Origin of the sequence: Allobosea caraganae (assembly GCF_003351345.1) — a bacterium.
Lineage (GTDB): Bacteria > Pseudomonadota > Alphaproteobacteria > Rhizobiales > Beijerinckiaceae > Allobosea > Allobosea caraganae.
This window is the reverse complement of record NZ_QQTO01000033.1, coordinates 412,314-430,288: the sequence shown is the minus strand read 5'-3', so window position 1 is coordinate 430,288 and position 17,975 is coordinate 412,314. Positions and strand designations below refer to the sequence as shown.

Annotated in this window: 18 protein-coding genes; 10 read left to right on the top strand and 8 right to left on the bottom strand. The window is 66.7% G+C overall.

The features are described from left to right. The first annotated feature begins 39 nt into the window (after window positions 1–39). Window positions 40–1,113 carry a phosphoribosylformylglycinamidine cyclo-ligase gene (purM, locus tag DWF00_RS22915; RefSeq protein ID WP_114831255.1) on the top strand — a complete coding sequence of 358 codons (1,074 nt, stop codon included), beginning with the start codon at window positions 40–42 and terminating at the stop codon, window positions 1,111–1,113. A gap of 53 nt (window positions 1,114–1,166) precedes the next feature. Next, the gene (purN, locus tag DWF00_RS22910) at window positions 1,167–1,730 is read left to right on the top strand and encodes a phosphoribosylglycinamide formyltransferase (RefSeq protein WP_245974223.1); all 564 of its coding nucleotides are present in this window, start codon (window positions 1,167–1,169) and stop codon (window positions 1,728–1,730) included. Here purN and DWF00_RS22905 read toward each other — a convergent pair. Continuing rightward, entirely contained in the window at window positions 1,658–2,455 is a 798-nt protein-coding gene (locus DWF00_RS22905; protein ID WP_114831253.1) for a helix-turn-helix transcriptional regulator, read from the bottom strand. The two genes, purN and DWF00_RS22905, sit on opposite strands and share 73 nt — an antisense overlap. A 218-nt stretch (window positions 2,456–2,673) precedes the next feature. Between DWF00_RS22905 and DWF00_RS22900 the strand changes: the two genes are divergently transcribed. Beyond that, complete coding sequence (locus DWF00_RS22900; protein WP_114831252.1) at window positions 2,674–3,396, top strand: glutathione S-transferase family protein; 723 nt, start codon at window positions 2,674–2,676, stop codon at window positions 3,394–3,396. Here the strand turns inward: DWF00_RS22900 and DWF00_RS22895 are convergent. Then, entirely contained in the window at window positions 3,380–3,739 is a 360-nt protein-coding gene (locus DWF00_RS22895; protein WP_114831251.1) for a hypothetical protein, read from the bottom strand. The genes DWF00_RS22900 and DWF00_RS22895 overlap by 17 nt on opposite strands. 106 nt (window positions 3,740–3,845) lie before the next feature. Then, window positions 3,846–5,933 carry a molybdopterin-containing oxidoreductase family protein gene (locus DWF00_RS22890; protein WP_114831250.1) on the bottom strand — a complete coding sequence of 696 codons (2,088 nt, stop codon included), beginning with the start codon at window positions 5,931–5,933 and terminating at the stop codon, window positions 3,846–3,848. Here DWF00_RS22890 and DWF00_RS29170 point away from each other — a divergent pair. The 3 genes from DWF00_RS29170 (at window position 5,907) to DWF00_RS22880 (ending at window position 7,689) form a co-directional block, all read left to right on the top strand. Continuing rightward, the gene (locus DWF00_RS29170) at window positions 5,907–6,173 is read left to right on the top strand and encodes a hypothetical protein (protein ID WP_147283765.1); all 267 of its coding nucleotides are present in this window, start codon (window positions 5,907–5,909) and stop codon (window positions 6,171–6,173) included. The two genes, DWF00_RS22890 and DWF00_RS29170, sit on opposite strands and share 27 nt — an antisense overlap. After that, entirely contained in the window at window positions 6,173–6,994 is an 822-nt protein-coding gene (locus DWF00_RS22885; protein ID WP_114831249.1) for a MipA/OmpV family protein, read from the top strand. The genes DWF00_RS29170 and DWF00_RS22885 overlap by 1 nt, the downstream gene beginning before the upstream one ends. Before the next feature lie 398 nt (window positions 6,995–7,392). Next, complete coding sequence (locus DWF00_RS22880; RefSeq protein ID WP_147283764.1) at window positions 7,393–7,689, top strand: hypothetical protein; 297 nt, start codon at window positions 7,393–7,395, stop codon at window positions 7,687–7,689. 49 nt (window positions 7,690–7,738) lie between these two features. Here DWF00_RS22880 and ndk read toward each other — a convergent pair whose 3' ends face one another. Next, on the bottom strand, window positions 7,739–8,161 hold the full coding sequence (gene ndk, locus DWF00_RS22875; RefSeq protein WP_114831247.1) for a nucleoside-diphosphate kinase: 423 nt from the start codon (window positions 8,159–8,161) through the stop codon (window positions 7,739–7,741). A 221-nt stretch (window positions 8,162–8,382) separates the two neighbouring features. Between ndk and DWF00_RS22870 the strand changes: the two genes are divergently transcribed. After that, a complete protein-coding gene (locus DWF00_RS22870) occupies window positions 8,383–8,775 on the top strand; it encodes a DUF2147 domain-containing protein (RefSeq protein ID WP_181832801.1) in 393 nt (130 codons plus the stop codon). A 159-nt stretch (window positions 8,776–8,934) separates the two neighbouring features. Here the strand turns inward: DWF00_RS22870 and DWF00_RS22865 are convergent, their stop codons facing one another. From DWF00_RS22865 to gatB, 4 genes are all read right to left on the bottom strand, one after another. Further along, window positions 8,935–9,642 (bottom strand): glutathione S-transferase N-terminal domain-containing protein, encoded by a 708-nt coding sequence (locus DWF00_RS22865; RefSeq protein ID WP_114831246.1) that lies wholly within the window; start codon window positions 9,640–9,642, stop codon window positions 8,935–8,937. 114 nt (window positions 9,643–9,756) lie between these two features. Beyond that, a complete protein-coding gene (locus tag DWF00_RS22860; protein ID WP_114831245.1) occupies window positions 9,757–10,245 on the bottom strand; it encodes a GNAT family N-acetyltransferase in 489 nt (162 codons plus the stop codon). 69 nt (window positions 10,246–10,314) lie between these two features. Beyond that, window positions 10,315–10,821 (bottom strand): GNAT family N-acetyltransferase, encoded by a 507-nt coding sequence (locus tag DWF00_RS22855; protein WP_114831244.1) that lies wholly within the window; start codon window positions 10,819–10,821, stop codon window positions 10,315–10,317. 4 nt (window positions 10,822–10,825) lie between these two features. Further along, entirely contained in the window at window positions 10,826–12,307 is a 1,482-nt protein-coding gene (gene gatB, locus DWF00_RS22850) for an Asp-tRNA(Asn)/Glu-tRNA(Gln) amidotransferase subunit GatB (protein ID WP_114831243.1), read from the bottom strand. A 247-nt stretch (window positions 12,308–12,554) separates the two neighbouring features. Between gatB and DWF00_RS22845 the strand changes: the two genes are divergently transcribed. The 3 genes from DWF00_RS22845 (at window position 12,555) to DWF00_RS22835 (ending at window position 17,939) form a co-directional block, all read left to right on the top strand. Then, window positions 12,555–13,727 carry an efflux RND transporter periplasmic adaptor subunit gene (locus DWF00_RS22845; RefSeq protein WP_114831242.1) on the top strand — a complete coding sequence of 391 codons (1,173 nt, stop codon included), beginning with the start codon at window positions 12,555–12,557 and terminating at the stop codon, window positions 13,725–13,727. 251 nt (window positions 13,728–13,978) lie between these two features. Continuing rightward, window positions 13,979–17,173 carry an efflux RND transporter permease subunit gene (locus DWF00_RS22840; RefSeq protein WP_114831241.1) on the top strand — a complete coding sequence of 1,065 codons (3,195 nt, stop codon included), beginning with the start codon at window positions 13,979–13,981 and terminating at the stop codon, window positions 17,171–17,173. Window positions 17,174–17,222: 49 nt separating this feature from the next. After that, entirely contained in the window at window positions 17,223–17,939 is a 717-nt protein-coding gene (locus DWF00_RS22835; protein WP_181832800.1) for a glycine-rich domain-containing protein, read from the top strand. Window positions 17,940–17,975: the final 36 nt, after the last annotated feature.

The window sequence follows — 17,975 nt, the reverse complement described above, 5'->3', positions numbered from 1 at the left end:
TTGCCTATCGCTCGCCCCGGAACAAGGAAGGCGGATCGCATGAGTAAACCGGGCGCGAACGGACTGACCTATGCGCAGGCGGGCGTCGACATCGACGCCGGCAACGCGATGGTCGACGCCATCAAGCCGCTGGTGCGGGCGACGCGCCGGCCCGGCGCCGATGCCGAGATCGGCGGTTTCGGCGGGCTGTTCGACCTGAAGGCGGCCGGGTTCAGCGACCCTATCCTGGTCGCGGCCAATGACGGCGTCGGCACCAAGGTCAAGATCGCGATCGAGAGCGGGCTGCACTCGACGATCGGCATCGACCTCGTCGCGATGTGCGTCAACGACCTGATCGTGCAGGGCGCCGAGCCGCTGCTCTTCCTCGACTACTACGCCACCGGCAAGCTCGACCCCAAGGTCGGCGTCGAGATCGTGCGCGGCATCGCCGATGGTTGCCGGCAGGCCGGCTGCGCGCTGATCGGCGGCGAGACCGCCGAGATGCCCGGCCTATACGCCGAGAAGGACTACGACCTCGCCGGCTTCGCCGTCGGCGCGGCCGAGCGTGGCTCGCTGCTGCCGCGTGCCGACCTGGTGCCCGGCGACGTCGTCTTCGGCCTGCCCTCCTCCGGCGTGCATTCGAACGGCTATTCGCTGGTCCGGCGCATCGTCGCACTGTCGGGCCTGGGCTGGGACGCCCCTGCCCCGTTCGCTCCGGAGACCAGCCTGGCCGAGGCGCTGCTGGTGCCGACGCGGATCTACGTGAAGCCGCTGCTGCAGGCGCTGAAGGCGACCGACGGCATCAAGGCTCTCGCGCACATCACCGGCGGCGGCTTCCCCGACAACATCCCGCGCGTGCTGCCGGACGGGCTCGGCGTGGCGCTCGATCTCCCGGCGATCCCGGTGCCGCCGGTGTTCTCCTGGCTCGCCAAGGTCGGCGGCGTCGTCGAACGCGAGATGCTGCGCACCTTCAATTGCGGCATCGGCATGATCGTCGCGGCCGAGGCGGCCAAGGCCGACGAGGTCGAGGCGGCGATGAAGGCGGCGGGCGAGCAGCCGGTGCGGCTCGGCGAGATCGTCCCGGCGACCGAGGGCAGCGAGGCGGTCAGCTATCGCGGGGCGCTCAAGCTGTGACTTCGGCTACGCGAAAGCGGAGCGCGATCCTGATCTCGGGCCGCGGCTCCAACATGATCTCGCTGATCGCGGCGGCGAAAGCGGCCGACTTCCCGGCCGAGATCGCGCTCGTGCTCTCCAATCTGCCGGATGCCGGCGGGCTGGCGCGGGCAGCCGAGGCCGGCATCGCCATCGCCGCGGTCGACCATCGCCCCTTCGGCCGGGATCGCGAGGCCTTCGAGCGCGCGATGGACGAGGTGCTGCGCGTCAACCAGATCGAGCTCGTCGTGCTCGCCGGCTTCATGCGCGTGCTGACGCCCTGGTTCGTGACGCGCTGGCAGGGCCGGCTGATCAACATCCACCCCTCGCTGCTGCCGCTGTTTCGCGGCACGCATACGCATAGGCAGGCGCTCGATGCCGGCGTCGGCGAGCATGGCTGCAGCGTGCATTTCGTCGTGCCGGAGCTCGATGCCGGCCCGGTGATCGCGCAGGCCAAGGTGCCGGTCCTGCCGGGAGACGACGAGGACGCGCTCTCGGCCCGCGTCCTCGAGCAGGAGCACAAGCTCTATCCGCTGGCGCTCGCCGAGGTCGCGAGCGGCCGGGCGGTGCTTGCCGGTGACGCGGTCATCCGGCGCTGATCGGCGCAGTCGGCCTCGCCCCTTGCCGCGCGCCGCGCCTCGGCTTCGGCCTCTTCCGTACGCCAACGCTTCAGGAGATCGGCCCGGCGCGCCGGGTAGCGCTCCTCGCGCAAGTCGAGCTCGGCGATGCGGTCGGTGCGGAAATGGCGGAAGGCCTGGCGCAGCTCGCACCAGGCGATGACGAGGCGAACGCGCTCATAGAAGGTCAGGCCGATCGGCCAGATCATCCGCTGCGTCTCCTGCCCGGCCTCGTCGCGATAGCGCACCGAAATCTTGCGCCCGAGGCGGATCGACGCGCGAATGCCGGCGACATCGACCTGGTCGACCGGCATGTCCGGGCCATAGGCCGGCGCAAACAGCGCGCCGTCGAGCAGGATCGGCTTCAGATGCGCCGGCAGCACGGCCGCGACCTTGCTGACCACATCCTCCGCCGCGCGCGCCAGCACCGGGTCGGCGCGCTCGGTCAGCCAGCGCATGCCGACGAGCACGGCCTCGATCTCGTCGGGCGAGAGCATCAGCGGCGGCAGGTCGAAGCCGGCGTCGAGCACATAGCCGATGCCGGCCTCGCCGCGCACCGGAACGCCCTGGCGCAGCAGAGCGCCGATGTCGCGGTAGATGGTGCGGACGGAGACGTCGAGCTCCGAGGCCAGCGTCTCGGCCGTCACCGGGCGGCGGCGGCGGCGAAGGCCCTGGATCAGATCGAGCAATCGTTCTGCGCGTTGCATGGCGAAGTTCCCACCGATCGGTTTCGGGAGGACAATGCTCTAACGGTCCTGACAACAATTGTCAGCAGTGTGTCAGGAGAGCCCGATCGGCCGGGCAGCTTGCGCAGTGCGGCAAAAAGCGGGTACCGGTCGGCACGAAGAAGACGCGTCAGAACAAAAGCTTAGGGCGGCCCACGGTCCTGCCGGATGGGAAAGCTGCTCTAAAGGGGGGACTTCGGATGATCACGCTGCATGTTTTCGGACCCGGCTTCGGCCTGCCCGACCCGAGCCCGTTCTGCATGAAGGCGGACCTGCTGCTGCAGATGTCGGGGCTGCCCTTCGAGCGCAAGCGCGGCAACATGCGGCGCGCGCCCAAGGGCAAGCTGCCAGTGATCGTCGATGACGGCTTCACCATCGCGGACTCGACCTTCATCAGGCTGCATCTCGAGCGCAGGCACGGCGTCGATCTCGACAAGGGCCTGACGCCCGAGCAGCGCGGCACCGCCTGGGCGGTGGAGAAGATGCTGGAAGACCATCTCTACTGGATGGTGGTCCAGGAGCGCTGGACCAACGAGGCCAATTTCGACCGCGGCCCGCGGCATTTCTTCCAGGCCGTGCCGGCGCCGCTGCGGCCCATCGTCATCAGCATGATCAAGCGCAAGGTCCGGCAGAACCTGCATGCCCATGGCATGGGCCGCTACAGCCCTGAGGAGCGGCTGGAGCTGGCGCGGCAAGCTGTCGGCGCCGTCGCCGCCATCCTCGGAGAGCGGCGCTACCTGATGCGCGAGGAGCCATGCTGGGCCGACGCGACGGTCGGCGCCTTCATGGTCGCGTCCTTGAGCCCGGTCTTCGAGTCGCCGCTGCGCGGCGTCATCGAAGACCACCCGAACCTCGTCGCCTACGCGGCGAGGATCAGGGAGCGCTATTTCGCCGACCGGGACGGCGTCAGAGCGGCCGCTTGAGCTTGCACTGGTCGATGAAGCCCAGTCCCTTGGCGCGGGCCGAGTCGTTGAAATAGCCGGTATCGCGGAAGGCCTGGATCTCGTCCTTGGTCATCGCGCTGACCGTGCCCTTGGCGTAGCAGCTGCAGGCCGAGTGCACCGCCTCGCGGGTCGTGCTCATCAGGCGGGCCTGATTGTAGAGGCAGGCGTCGAAGGCGCGCAGCTGGATCATGTAGGGCGTCAGGTTCTTCGCCGTCGGGTCCGGCGGCGGCAAGGGAGCGGAGCTGCTCGCGGCATGGGCCGAAGCTCCCATCAGCATCAAACCACCGGCCAGCAAGGCCGCACCCATCCGCCGCATCATCATGTCTTGAGCCCAATCCTCGAAAACCGCCTACCCGGCAAAGATTATGCCGCGGCGCATGCGGCGCGGATGGTCCACAGCGCTCCATAAACGTCAAGAGCACTTGGCGTCACGCTCGCTTGATCCAGACCTTGTTGTCGTGGAAGGCCGCGCCGCCGAAGGGGGCGACGGCATCGGCGCCGGTGATCGTGTTGATGCCGCGGCCATGCCTGTGGGCGGCATTGGGCCAGATCGATTCGGCGATGACGACGCCGCGGACCATGCCCTCGAACAGCACCGCCTTGAGGTGGACGCTGCCGCGGCGGTTGCCGACGATCACCTCGTCGCCGGCGGCGACGCCGAGAGGCGCGGCGTCGTCGGGATGCAGCATCAGGGTCGGGGCGCCCTCCTTCTTCCTGGAACTCGGCGTCTCGGTGAAGGTCGAGTTCAGGAAGCTGCGGGCCGGACTGGTGGCGAGCCGGAACGGATGGGCCTCGTCGGCGCCTTCCAGCACGTTCCAATGGTCGGGCAGGACCGGCATCTGCTGATATGGCCCGACCGGCCCGTCATTGCTGTTCGGCACCTTCGGCCAGTCCGGCTTGAAGCGGAACTTGCGGTCGCGGTAGCCGAAGCCGTCGATGTAATGCGCCGTGGCGAAATCAGGCTGGATGTCTTTGAAGTCGTTGGTGATCAGCTCAGCCAGCGTGCCGCGACCGCTCTCCTGCAACGTCCAGTCGGCGAGTTCGCGCGGGCTCATCGCAAAGCCGCGATGCTCGGCGCCCAGACGCGCTGCGAGGCCAGAGATCACCTCATGGTTCGAGCGGCACTCGCCGGGCGCATCGACCAGCTTGCCGCCCCACATGATGTGCTGGTGGCCACCGCCCTGGTAGATGTCGTCATGCTCCATGAACTGCGTCGCCGGCAGCACGATATCGGCCATGGTGGCGGTCTCGGTCATGAACTGCTCGTGCACGACGGTGAAGAGGTCGTCGCGGGCGAAGCCCTGCTTGACCAGCTCCTGCTCGGGCGCGACCGAGACCGGGTTGGTGTTCTGGATCAGCAATGCCTTGACCGGGCCGCCCTGCCGCAAGGCCTCGGCATCGCCGGTGAGCACGCGGCCGATCTGCGACTGGTCGAGCTGGCGGATCGTCGGATCGAGCTTGTCCAGCCCCTCAATCAGGCCCTTGCGCCATTTGTAGATGCCGCTGTTGCTGTGGAAGGCGCCGCCGCCTTCGTATTGCCAGGCGCCGGTCACGGTCGGCACGCAGAGCGCGGCATGCATGTTGACCGCGCCGTTGCGCTGCCGGGCGAAGCCATAGCCGAGCCGGAAGAAGCTCTTCTTGCGGGTGCCGACGAGTGCCGCGAATTCCTCGATCTGCGCGACGCTAAGGCCGGTGATCGCCGCCGCCCATTCCGGCGTGCGGCTGGCGAGATGCGCCTCCAGCTCGTCCGGCGCGTCAGTATGGCGGGCGAGATAGTCGCGGTCGGCATGGCCGTCGCGGAACAGCGCGTGCATCACGGCGCAGGCAAGCGCGCCATCGGTGCCGGGCCGCAGCACCAGCGCCAGATCGGCCTGGGCCAGGGTCGGGTTGTGGTAGATGTCGATCGCGACGATCTTGGCGCCGCGCTCCTTCCGCGCCTTGATGGCGTGGTGCATGACGTTGACCTGGGTGTGCACGGCATTCGTGCCCCAGATCACCACGCAATCGGACTTGGCCATCTCGCGCGGATCGGGCCCGGCGAGGCGCCCGGTGCCGGCGATGAAGCCGGTCCAGGCCATGGTGGTGCAAATCGTCGAATACTGGCCCGAGTAGCGCTTGACGTTCCGCAGCCGGTTGATGCCGTCGCGCATCACCAGACCCATCGTGCCGGCATAGTAATACGGCCAGATCGCCTCCGAGCCGCGCTCGGCCTCGATGGCTAGGAAGCGCCGGGCGATCTCGTCGAGCGCCTCGTCCCAGGAGATGCGCTCGAAGGCGCCCGAGCCCTTCGGCCCGGTGCGGCGCAGCGGGTGGAGCAGCCGGTCGGGATGGTGGATGCGCTCGGAGTAGCGCGCGACCTTGGCGCAGATCACCCCGTCGGTGTAGCTCTGGCGCTTGCTGCCGCGGATGCGGCCAATGCTGCGCCCGTCGATGACCTCGACCTCGAGCGAGCAGGCCGAGGGACAATCATGCGGGCAGACCGAGGGCAAATGCGCGATGCGTGGCAGTTCCGTCATCCAAGTTTCCTAGAACAGGAACAGGGAAAGCGGAAGGCGGCTTTGCTCCGGCGCAGGGCCAAGCTGCCGCAAGGGCATGGCATTCGCGTCCAAACCTCTGGAAAAATATCGAAATCCGGCTGGCATTATTTCGGTTTATCTGCGTTCGATCGCCGTCCCATCAACCGCTGGTTAAGGTCAATGATTCAGATTGTCGGCATCCTGTTCGCCAAAGGCGCCTCGGCGCTGGAGTCCGACTAATGCGTTGCGTTGCGTACCTGGCGGGCCTTGCGGCCTGTCTCGCCCTGTCGTCTCCTGACCGCGCCCAGGCGCAGTCGAGCGACTATACCACCCTCACCTCGCCGCAATCGGCCCAGAACTGGTACCTGACGGTCGGCGCCGGGCTGCGCTACCAGCCCGATTATACCGGCTCGGACGATTACGTCTTCCGCGCCCGGCCGATCATCTCGCTCGGCCGCGGCCTGAAGAGCACCTGGTGGTCGGCCGAGGACGATCCGACGCTCACCATCGGCTTCTTCTCTGGCCAGGGCTGGCGCGTCGGCTTCTCCGGCGAGCTGCTGTGGAAGCGCAAGGCCGACGTCAACCCGGCCCTGGTCGCTGTGCCCGAGACCAAGTTCGGCGCCGAGGCCGGCGGTTTCGTCGAGTTCTACCCGACCTCCTGGCTGCGCGCCCGCGCCGACCTGCGCCGCGGCATCGTCGCGCATGACGCGCTCGTCGCCGACTTCAAGCTCGACGCCTTCCAGCGCATCGGCGCCTGGACGATCGGCGCCGGCCCGCGCATGAGCGTCGTCGGGGCCGACTACCTGCGCACCTATTACGGCTCCTACACCGCCGGCGGCGGCGGCCTGCTCAAGCGCTTCAACGCCGGCGTGCACACGGTGGGCGCCATCGCCCAGGCGACCTATAACTGGACCGACCAGATCTCGACGACGGCCTATGTCGAGTACAAGTACCTCGTCGGCGACGCGGCCCAGGCCCCGATCGTCAAGACCTGGGGCTCGCGCAACTCCTTCACCTTCGGCGTCTCGGCGAGCTACGCCTTCGACACCGGCTTCCGGTAAGGCGGCCAAGCTCTCGGCGGCTATTATGGCAACGGGGACGACAAGTCGTCCCCGTTCCTGCGACCCGGCAATGGCCACCCGGGATCATGTTGCCCAGACTGAAGATAGCCTAGGTTTCCTGACGTATTGGATGAATTCGCGCGGCTAGTTCAGGCTCGCGAATGTGCAATAGGTCACAGACTTTGCTTCGGGCGTAGACCTTAAGAGCCAGACGGTGCGGCGCTGACACCGTGCCGACATATTGACAAAGTATTACCGCCGCGCACAAAGTTTTGGCGTTCGAAGATCAGAACGCAGGCAATCGCGATCTAGTTTGGCTAAAGATCGTGCACCGTGACGTCGTAGGGGGCACTATGTACCGCGGCAAAGGTCATATAGTCCTTCGTGATAGCAGGACCGTGACTGTCGGTTACCAATACGACAGATCAAAGAAGTCCGGCGTCTGGGAAGGTACGTTAACCGGCGATATGAGACTGCTGGAACGCGGCGTCTTCTTCGACGCAATTGCGCTGATCTGTGTCAGCGGCACGATCATCGATCTCAAGATCACGACTTATAGTGACACGCTGGCGACCTTCAAGGGCGTCACCCGGGCGCAGCCTGTGACGCGAAGCGGCGCTCCGTTGCGGCTGCTGGCGGAGCGGGCGCATGTCGCGCCCCGGGCTCGAAGCGTGCGCGACTGGCTTCGCGCCTAATTCAAACTCTGAAGTGCCGCCGGGCGCCTGCGCCCGGCGGCTTCTCAGCTCAGCCGACGATCTCATTGCCGGCAAAGAACTGCGCGATCTCGAGCGCGGCGGTCTCCGGGGCATCGGAACCATGGACGGTGTTCTCGCCGACCGACTCGGCGAAGAGCTTGCGGATGGTGCCCTCGGCGGCGTTGGCCGGGTTGGTGGCGCCCATCACGTCGCGATAGGCCGAGATGGCGCTCTCGCCTTCCAGGACCTGCACGACGACCGGGCCGGAGGTCATGAACTCGACCAGCTCGCCGAAGAACGGGCGCGCGGCGTGGACGGCGTAGAAGGTCTCGGCCTGGGCCTTGGTCATCTGGATGCGCTTCTGCGCGACGATGCGCAGGCCGGCCTTCTCGATGACCGCGTTGACCGCGCCGGTGAGATTGCGCCGCGTCGCGTCGGGCTTGAGAATGGAGAAGGTACGCTGGACAGCCATCGTTGAATCCTTGGGAACAAGCAGGGAAAAGTGGCGCGCTTATAACTGCGGCGCTACCGGGCCACAAGGCGCGGCGACGGCCTGAAACGCTTGAAAGCGAAGCTGAGCCGGCTCCCGCAAACATCCCCGTCCCCTATCGGCAGCTTGAAGCCACATCGCGTTCGGATATAGTTCATATCTGAACCATGCGGTCACAGCTGGTCATAACAAGGGAGGAAGGCATGGCTACCATTTCGCGCGCCGGCGGGGCGCGGCTTCTCGGCTTCGCGGCCCTCATGCTCGGTTTCAGCGGCCCGACGCTGGCGCAGGACGTCACCGGCACCTGGCTGCGCGACAGCGGCGCCTCGCGCGTACGCTTCCAGAAGTGCGGCGAGGCGATGTGCGGCACCATCGCCTGGCTGAAGGACCCGACCGGCCCGGCCAAGCTCGGCCAGCGCATCTTCTACGACATGAAGCCCGACGGCACGGGCAAATGGAGCGGCAGCGCCTTCAACCCCGAGGACGGCAAGACCTATTCCGGCACGATGACGCTCGCGGGCGACGCGCTGACAACCTCGGGCTGCGTGCTCGGCGGGCTGATCTGCCGCTCGGTGAAGTGGTCGCGGTCGAATTGAGGCGCGGCGTAGCACCCTCCAACTGACCAACCTCCCCGTCATGGCCGCCTTTATGGCGACCATCCACGTCTTTGCTTGCCATAAACGTTCAAGACATGGGTGCCCGGCACAAGGCCGAGCATGACGGCAGAGGGTGTTGTTCCGCGAAGCGGGCTTACCTCAACGCGCCTTCTGGCCGAACAGGACCGCCTTTTCCTCGGGCGTGCTGATGCCGGCCGGGTTGCGCAGCTCGGCGCCGACTGCGATGCCGCGCTGGACGGCCGGGCGCGCCTGCATGGTCTCGAGCCAGCGCGCGACGTTCGGGAACTGCTTGATGTCCTGGCCCTGGCGCTCCCAGCCGCGGGCCCAGCCGATGCAGGCCATGTCGGCGATCGAATACGCACCGCAAATGTAGTCGCGACCTTCGAGCCGGCGGTTGAGCACGCCGTAGAGCCGGTTCGCCTCGTTGGTGTAGCGCTCGACGGCGTAGGGGATCTGCTCGGGCGCATAGAGGCGGAAATGGTGGGTCTGGCCGAGCATCGGACCGAAGCCGCCCATCTGCCAGAACAGCCATTCCTCGACGGCGACGCGGCCGCGCTCGTCGGCCGGATAGAATTGTCCGGTCTTGCGGCCGAGGTACTGCAGGATCGCGCCGGATTCGAAGACCGTGATCGGCTTGCCGTCCGGCCCCTCGGGATCGATGATCGCCGGCATGCGGTTATTCGGCGAGAAGGCCAGGAATTCCGGCTTGAACTGGTCGCCCTTGCCGATGTTCACCGGCACGATCGTGTAGGGCAGCCCGCATTCCTCCAGCATGATCGTGATCTTGAAGCCGTTCGGCGTCGGCCAATAGTAGAGTTCGATCGGCTGGGTCTGGCTGGCGGACATGAGGCTCTTCCTGTCGCGGTTGCTCGGCGACAGGTTTAGGCTGCTTCCGATGATGCTGGAAGCCGCGCAGCCCGCTCAGGCCGCGGGCTCGCCATGTCGTGAAGGCGTGCGCCATCACACCACGATCTTGAAGCCCTCGTGACTCTGGTCGAAGCCGAGGTTGCGGTAGAAGCGGTGCGCGTCGAGGCGCGACTTGTTCGAGGTCAGCTCGGCCACCTCGGCGCCCCTGCCCTTGGCGAAGTCGATGGCAAACGCGATCATCACCGCGCCGATGCCCATGCCGCGGCATTCCGGCGCGACGTGGACGCTCTCGAACTTGGCGCGCTTGCGGCCACGCGAGACGATGCCGGGGATGAGCGTGACCTGGAAGGTGCCGATCACCTCGCCCTCGCGCTCGGCGACGAAGAGCGTGTTGTCGGGGCTGGCGGCGATCTCGTCGAAGGCGTGCTCGTAGGACGGATGGGCCGCCTCGGCCTCGATCTCGGCCGGCGTCAGCGTCTGGGTGGCGGCGCCGAGCATGATCAGAGACGCCACCCGCCTGATATCCTCGCGCCTGGCAGGGCGGATGGTGATCTCGGACGGGTCGGTCTTGGTTCCGCTCATGGCGCAGGCTCCTTCAGGCAGCATCGCGCCGGCTTTAGAGCATGATCTGCGCCGGCGGAACCGTCCGCCTCAATCGGCGAACAACCGCTTGGCCATCATCAGGGTATTGGGCGTGTCCTCGCGCCCGTCGAACCGGGCCGAGCGCTGCAGGAAGAAGCCCATGCGCTCGTAGAAGGCGATGGCGGGCTCGTTCTGCAGCTCGACCTCCAGCCGCGCCACCGGCGCCTGCGGGAAATGCGCCAACGTGACCTGCAGCAGGGTGCGGCCGATGCCGACGCCCTGATAGATCGGCAGGACGTAGAGCCTTGTCAGCAGCGCCGCCCGGTCGCGCTCGCGCCGCGCCGAGGAGGTCGCGATGATCTCCTCGCCGACCTGCGCGACGAGAAAGGCCTCGTCCTCGCGGTCGAGCTGCGCGCTCAGGTTCTCCAGCGAATGCCAGGCATTGGTGATCTCGGCGACGCGCTGCCAGCCATAGATGCCATCATAGGTATCGTGCCAGGTCTCGACCAATAGCGCGCGAACGGCCGGAAGATCGGCCGCGACCGCATCGCGGATGATGAGCCCGTCTGGCGTCACGCGTTTACTCGATGCCCAGCTTCTTCTTCAGGATGTCGTTCAGCGCCTGCGGATTGGCCTTGCCGCCCGAGGCCTTCATCGCCTGGCCGACGAACCAGCCGAGCATGGTCGGCTTCAGCTTGACCTGCTCGACCTTGTCCGGGTTGGCCGCGATGATCTCGTCCACCGCCTTCTCGATCGCGCCGGTGTCGGTGACCTGCTTCATGCCGCGGGCCTCGACGATCTGGCGCGGGTCGCCGCCCTCGGACCAGAGGATCTCGAACAGGTCCTTGGCGATCTTGCCGGAGATGACGCCCTCGCCGATCAGGTCGACGAGCCCGCCGAGCTGCGCGGCCGAGACTGGCGACGATGTCACGTCCTGGCCTTCCTTGTTCAGGCGGCCGAAGAGCTCGTTGATGACCCAGTTGGCGGCAGCCTTGCCGTCGCGCCCCTTGGCGACCGCCTCGAAATAATCGGCCTGCTCGCGCTCGGCCACCAGCACCGAGGAATCATAGGGCGAGAGACCGTATTCGGCGATGAAGCGCGCCTTCTTGGCGTCGGGCAGCTCCGGCAGATGGACCTTCAGCTCGGCGACGAAGGCGTCGTCGAATTCGAGCGGCAGCAGGTCGGGATCGGGGAAGTAGCGGTAGTCATGCGCCTCTTCCTTGGAGCGCATCGAGCGGGTCTCGCCCTTGCCGGGATCGTAGAGGCGGGTCTCCTGGTCGATCTTGCCGCCATCCTCGATGATGCCGACCTGACGGCGCGCCTCGACCTCGACCGCCTGGCCGATGAAGCGGATCGAGTTGACGTTCTTGATCTCGCAGCGCGTGCCGAGCGGCTCGCCCGGGCGGCGCACTGAGACGTTGACGTCGGCGCGCAGGTTGCCCTTCTCCATGTCGCCGTCGCAGGTGCCGAGATAGCGCAGGATGGTGCGCAGCTTGGTGACAAAGGCGCGCGCCTCGTCGGCCGAGCGCAGGTCGGGCCGCGAGACGATCTCCATCAGGGCGACGCCGGAGCGGTTGAGGTCGACGAAGCTCATCGTCGGATGCTGGTCGTGGATCGACTTGCCGGCATCCTGCTCGAGGTGCAGGCGCTCGATTCCGACCGTGATCTGCTCGGTCGGCGACAGATCGACGACGATCTCGCCCTCGCCCACGATCGGGCTCTTGTACTGGCTGATCTGGTAGCCCTGCGGCAAGTCGGGGTAAAAATAGTTCTTGCGGTCGAAGACCGAGCGGTTGTTGATGCGCGCGTTGAGGCCAAGGCCGGTGCGGACCGCCTGGCGGATGCATTCGGCGTTGATCACCGGCAGCATGCCGGGCATCGCGGCGTCGACAAGGCTGACATGAGCGTTCGGCTCTGCTCCAAAGGCGGTGGAGGCGCCGGAGAAGAGCTTGGCATTGGACGTCACCTGGGCATGGATCTCCATGCCGATGACGATCTCCCAATCGCCGGTGGCGCCCTTGATCAGCTTCTTGGGGTCGGCGGGGCGGGCATGCGCGTTCATTGCGGTCTTCCGGCTCGAAATGTGTCGCGTATCGGTTAAGACCTCGGGAGGCGGGCGGCAAGCCTCAGTTATCGTGCGGGTGCTGTTGCCATCCTGTCACCCCGTGGCGGGAATGTTGCTTATCTGTCGTCATTCGGCGCCCGTGTCGAGTGACGGAACTTGACAATCGTCAGCGCCGCCCATTTGGTGCAGCGCACGATTGGAAACCTGTCTCGGTTGTGCCGATCCCGCTATCCGGAGTTTTTCCATGTCTGTTCGCCTTGCACGGAGCCTTGCACTCGCCACCATCGCGGCCGCGGCCGCCATGTCGGTCGGCGCTGCGTCCGTAGGCGTTTCCTGGGCCCAGGGCGCGCCGCCGGCTCCCACGGTCCAGATTGCGACGCCGCTGGCCAAGCGCGTGACCAACTGGGACGAGTTCACCGGCCGCTTCGAGGCGCGCGACCAGGTCGAGATCCGGGCGCGCGTCTCCGGCTTCCTCGACAGCATCCATTTCAAGGATGGCGAACTGGTCAAGAAGGGCGACCTGCTCTTCACCATCGACCAGCGGCCCTACCAGCTCGCGGTCGACGCGGCACGCGCCGAGGTCGCCCGCACCGCGGCGCAGGTCGATCTGGCCAAGAACGAGGTCGAGCGTGCCGAGGGCCTGACGCAGAACCGTACGATCACCGCCCGCGACATCGACCAGCGCCGCGCCAATCTCAACGGCGCCCTCGCCCAGCAGCAAGCGGCCGAGGCCAATCTGAAAACGGCCGAGCTCAACCTCGAATGGACGCAGGTGCGCGCGCCGCTCGCCGGTCGCATCTCGAACAAGCGCGTCGATGCGGGCAACCTGATCGCCGGCGGCCAATCGGGCGCGACGCTGCTGACGACGATCGTCTCGGTCGATCCGATCAACTTCACCTTCGACGCGTCCGAGGCCGACTACCTGCGCTATTCGCGCCTCGCGAGCGCCTTGCGGCAAAACGCCAACCGCGAGCAGGGCAGCCCGGCCCAGGTCCGGCTGTCGGATGAGAAGGAGTGGAAGCGCAGCGGCAATATCGACTTCGTCGACAACGCGCTCAACGCCCGCTCCGGCACGATCCGCGGCCGCGCCGTGTTCGAGAACAAGGACCAGTTCCTGACGCCCGGCACCTTCGGCCGCCTGCGGCTCTTCGCCGGCGAGACCGACGCGCTCCTGGTTCCGGACGCGGTCATCGTCTCCGACCAGGCCAGCAAGATCGTGCTGACGGTCGGAGCCGACAACAAGGTCGTGCCGAAGCCGGTCACGCTCGGTCAGATCAGCGATGGCCTTCGCGTCATCACCCAGGGGCTGACCAAGGACGACAAGGTCATCGTCAACGGCTTAGCCAGCCCGATGGTGCGGCCCGGCGCGACGGTCGCGCCGCAGCCGACCGAGATCAAGGTCGCCGCGACCAATTGACGGCCTGACGGCCCGCGCCTTCAACAACGGCTGCGGACGGTCTTGTCCGTTCGCCCTGCCCAAGTCTCTTTAGCGCAATCCCGGACGGGAAACCGGTCTCCACTTTCCCTGGAATTGCTCCAGAGCATGATGCCGAAAAGTGGGAACCGGTTTTCGGACGACATCATGCTCTCACTCTTTGTTGTAGAGACGGATTCAGATTTTAGGTCGAACCGACCTGAAATCATCCGGCTCTAGGCCAGGACCAAACCATGTTTCGCTTCGCGCATTTCTTCATCGATCGCCCGATCTTCGCGACCGTTCTCTCGATCCTGCTGACCATCGCCGGCGCCATCGCGCAGCGTAACCTGCCGATCGCCGAATATCCCGAGATCGCGCCGCCGACGGTCACGATCACCGCGACCTATCCGGGCGCCTCGGCCGAAGTCGTCGCCGCGACCGTCGCGGCGCCGATCGAGCAGGAGGTCAACGGCGTCGACGACATGCTCTACATCTCGTCGCAGTCGACCGGCGACGGACACCTCACGATCAGCGTCGTCTTCAAGGCGGGCACCAATGTCGACCAGGCCCAGGTGCTGGTGCAGAACCGCGTCTCGGCGGCCGAGCCGCGCCTGCCGCAGGACGTGCGCACGCTCGGCCTCCAGGTCCGCAAGGCCTCGCCCGACTTCCTGATGGTCATCCACCTGCTGTCGCCGGACGGCTCGCGCGACCAGCAATACGTCTCCAATTACACGACGCTCAACGTGAAGGACGTGCTGACGCGCGTCGACGGCGTCGGCGACGTCCAGGTCTTCGGCGCGCGCGACTTCTCGATGCGGGTCTGGCTCGATCCGGCCAAGGTCGCGTCGCGCAACCTGACGGCGGGCGATGTCGTCGCCGCGATCCGCGCTGCCAACGTCCAGGTCGCGGCGGGCGCGATCAACCAGCCGCCGGCAACGTCGGACCGCGCCTTCCAGCTTTCGGTCAACACGCTCGGGCGCCTCACCAGCATCGACGAGTTCTACAACATCGTCGTGCGCTCGGATGCCGATGGCGGCACGATCCGCCTCCGCGACGTCGCCCGCGTCGAGCTCGGCGCGCAGGACTACCTGTCCAACTCCTATCTCGACAACAAGGAAGCCGTCGCGATCGGCGTCTTCCAGCGTCCGGGCTCGAATGCGCTGGCGGCATCCGAATCGCTGATCAAGACGATGCAGGAGCTGTCGAAGAACTTCCCGTCCGGGGTCGAGTACAGGATCGTCTACAACCCGACCGAGTTCATCGCGGAATCGGTCTCGGCCGTGGTGCAGACGCTGCTCGAGGCGATCGCGCTCGTCGTCATCGTGGTGATCCTGTTCCTGCAGACCTGGCGCGCCGCGATCATCCCGATCATCGCGATCCCGGTTTCGCTCGTCGGCACCTTCCTGGTCATGAGCGCGGTCGGAATCTCCTTCAACTCGATCTCGCTCCTGGCGCTCGTGCTGGCGATCGGCATCGTCGTCGACGACGCGATCGTCGTGGTCGAGAATGTCGAGCGCTATCTGGCGAAAGGCATGAGCGCCAAGGACGCGGCGCACAAGACGATGGACGAGGTCGGCGGCGCCCTGCTCGCGATCGCGCTCGTGCTCTGCGCCGTGTTCATCCCGACCGCCTTCATCACCGGCCTGCAAGGCACGTTCTACCAGCAGTTCGCCGTGACGATCGCAGCTTCGACGGCGATCTCGTGCTTCGTCTCGCTGACCTTGTCGCCGGCGCTGTCGGCGCTCCTGCTGAAGCCGCACAGCCACGAGGAGCCGAAGGGCTTCTTCGCGGCGCTCACTGCGCCGCTGCGCTGGTTCTTCAAGTATTTCAACAAGGCCTTCGACTGGCTCTCGCGCAGCTATGGCGCGGTGACCTCGCGCCTGATCCGTTTCGGCGTCGTCATGCTGCTGATCTACGCAGCCCTGATCGCGGTCGCCGGCCAGCGCCTCGTGTCGATTCCGACGGGCCTGGTGCCGCAGCTCGACCGCGGCTACTTCATCGCCGTCTTCCAGCTGCCGGCGGGCTCGTCTTTGCCGCGCACCGATGCGGTCATCCGCAAGGCGACCGATCTGATGCTGGCGCGGCCCGGCGTGGCCCATGCCGTCGCCTTCGCCGGTCTCGATGGCGCGACCTTCACGCTGGCGCCCAATGCCGGCGTCGCCTTCGTCACGCTCACCGACTTCAAGGAGCGGGCCAAGGCCGGCCTCACCACCCAGGGCATCATCAACGACCTGCGCGGCCAGTTGGGGCAGATCGGCGAGGCCTTTGCCCTGGTGATCGAACCTCCGGCCGTTCCCGGCATCGGCAATGGCGGCGGCCTCAAGGGCTATGTCCAGGATCGCAGCGGGCGCGGCCTGGCGGCGCTCGAGGGCGCAACCTGGGCCGTGGCCGGCACGGCCGGCCAGAATCCAGGCATCCAGCAGCCTTTCACCCTGTTCTCGACCAAGACGCCGCAGATCTACGCCGATATCGACCGGACCAAGGCCGAGATGCTCGGCGTGCCCGTGACCCGCGTGTTCGAGACGCTCTCGGTCTATATGGGCTCGGCCTATGTCAACGATTTCAACATCCTCGGCCGTACCTTCCGGGTGACGGCGCAGGCCGACAATCCCTACCGGCTCGACATCCGCGACGTCGCCGCGTTGAAGACGCGCAACGCCGATGGCGAGATGGTGCCGATCGGCTCGGTCGCGACCTTCTCCGACACGACCGGCGCCTATCGCGTGCCGCGCTACAATCTCTACCCGGCCGCCGAGGTGCAGCTTTCGATGGCGCGCGGCTTCTCGACCGGCCAGGGCATCGCCGCAGTCGAAAAGATCGCGGAGCAGGTGCTGCCGGCCGGTTTCGGCTTCGAATGGACCGAGATCGCGCTGCAGGAGAAGCTCGCCGGCAACACGGCCATCATCGCCTTCGGCCTCGCCGTCGTCTTCGTCTTCCTGCTGCTGGCTGCTCTGTACGAGAGCTGGACCCTGCCGCTCGCCGTCATCCTGATCGTGCCGATGTGCATTCTCGCGGCCATGATCGGCGTCGGCTACAAGGGCTTCGACCGCAACGTGCTGGTCGATATCGGCCTCGTCGTGCTCGTCGGCCTCGCGGCGAAGAACGCGATCCTGATCGTCGAATTCGCCAAGCAGGCCGAGGACGAGGGCATGAGCCGGCGCGAAGCCGCGATCGCGGCAGCCAAGACCCGGTTGCGGCCGATCCTGATGACCTCGCTCGCCTTCATCCTCGGCGTGCTGCCCTTGACGATCTCGATCGGCGCGGGTGCGGAAATGCGTCAGGTGCTCGGCGTCGCGGTGTTCTCGGGCATGATCGGCGTCACCGCCTTCGGCCTGCTGTTCACGCCGGTGTTCTACGTGATGGTGCGCTGGCTCGCCGGGCTCTTCGAGAAGAAGAAGCCCGCGGCAACCGAACTTCATGGGGATGCGCACGCGCCGCATGCATGATCAAATACGCCCCACGCCGGTCGGCGCGGGGCGTATTTGAGGGGCGGCGATGCTGGGCTGGGTGATGTTCGCGCTCGCGTTGGGCGGCGCGGCCTTCGTCGCGAAGGTGGTCTGGCCGGCGCATCAGCGCCTGAAGCGGGCCGAGTTCATTCGCGGCTACGCTTGGCCGCCCGGCCTGCTCGACAAGCTGCAGGCGCATTATCCAGGCTTCTCCCGCAAGGAGACCGCACTGGTCGCGAACGGGCTGCGGCAGTTCTTCCTGGCCTATCTCAACTCCGGCGAGCGCTACGTCGCGATGCCGTCGCAGGTCGCCGACGAGCTCTGGCACGAATTCATCCTCTACACCCGCGCCTATCAGGAGTTCTGCGGCAAGGCCTTCGGCGCCTTCCTGCACCACACGCCGGCCGTCGCGCTCGCGCCCGGCCGCACGCGCGACAATTCCGGCCTGAGGCGGGTCTGGTGGCAGTGCTGCAAGGAGGAGAACATCGACCCGCGCAATCCGACGCGGCTACCGCTGCTCTTCGCGCTCGACACCAAGCTCAAGATTCCGAACGGCTATCTCTACCACCCCGATTGCGAGCAGCTGCGCCGCAACGGCAAATCCGGCTCGCAATGCGGCGGCGATTTCTCGGACAGCTCGATCGATGGCGGCACTGATGGCTTCGGCGATGGCGGGAGCAGCAGCAGTAGCGATGGCGGCGGGGATGGCGGGGGAGACAGCGGCGGGGGTGATGGCGGCGGCTGCGGAGGCGGTGGCGGCGATTGAGCTGCCTTCCCTTCTCCCTCTTGCGGGAGAAGGTGG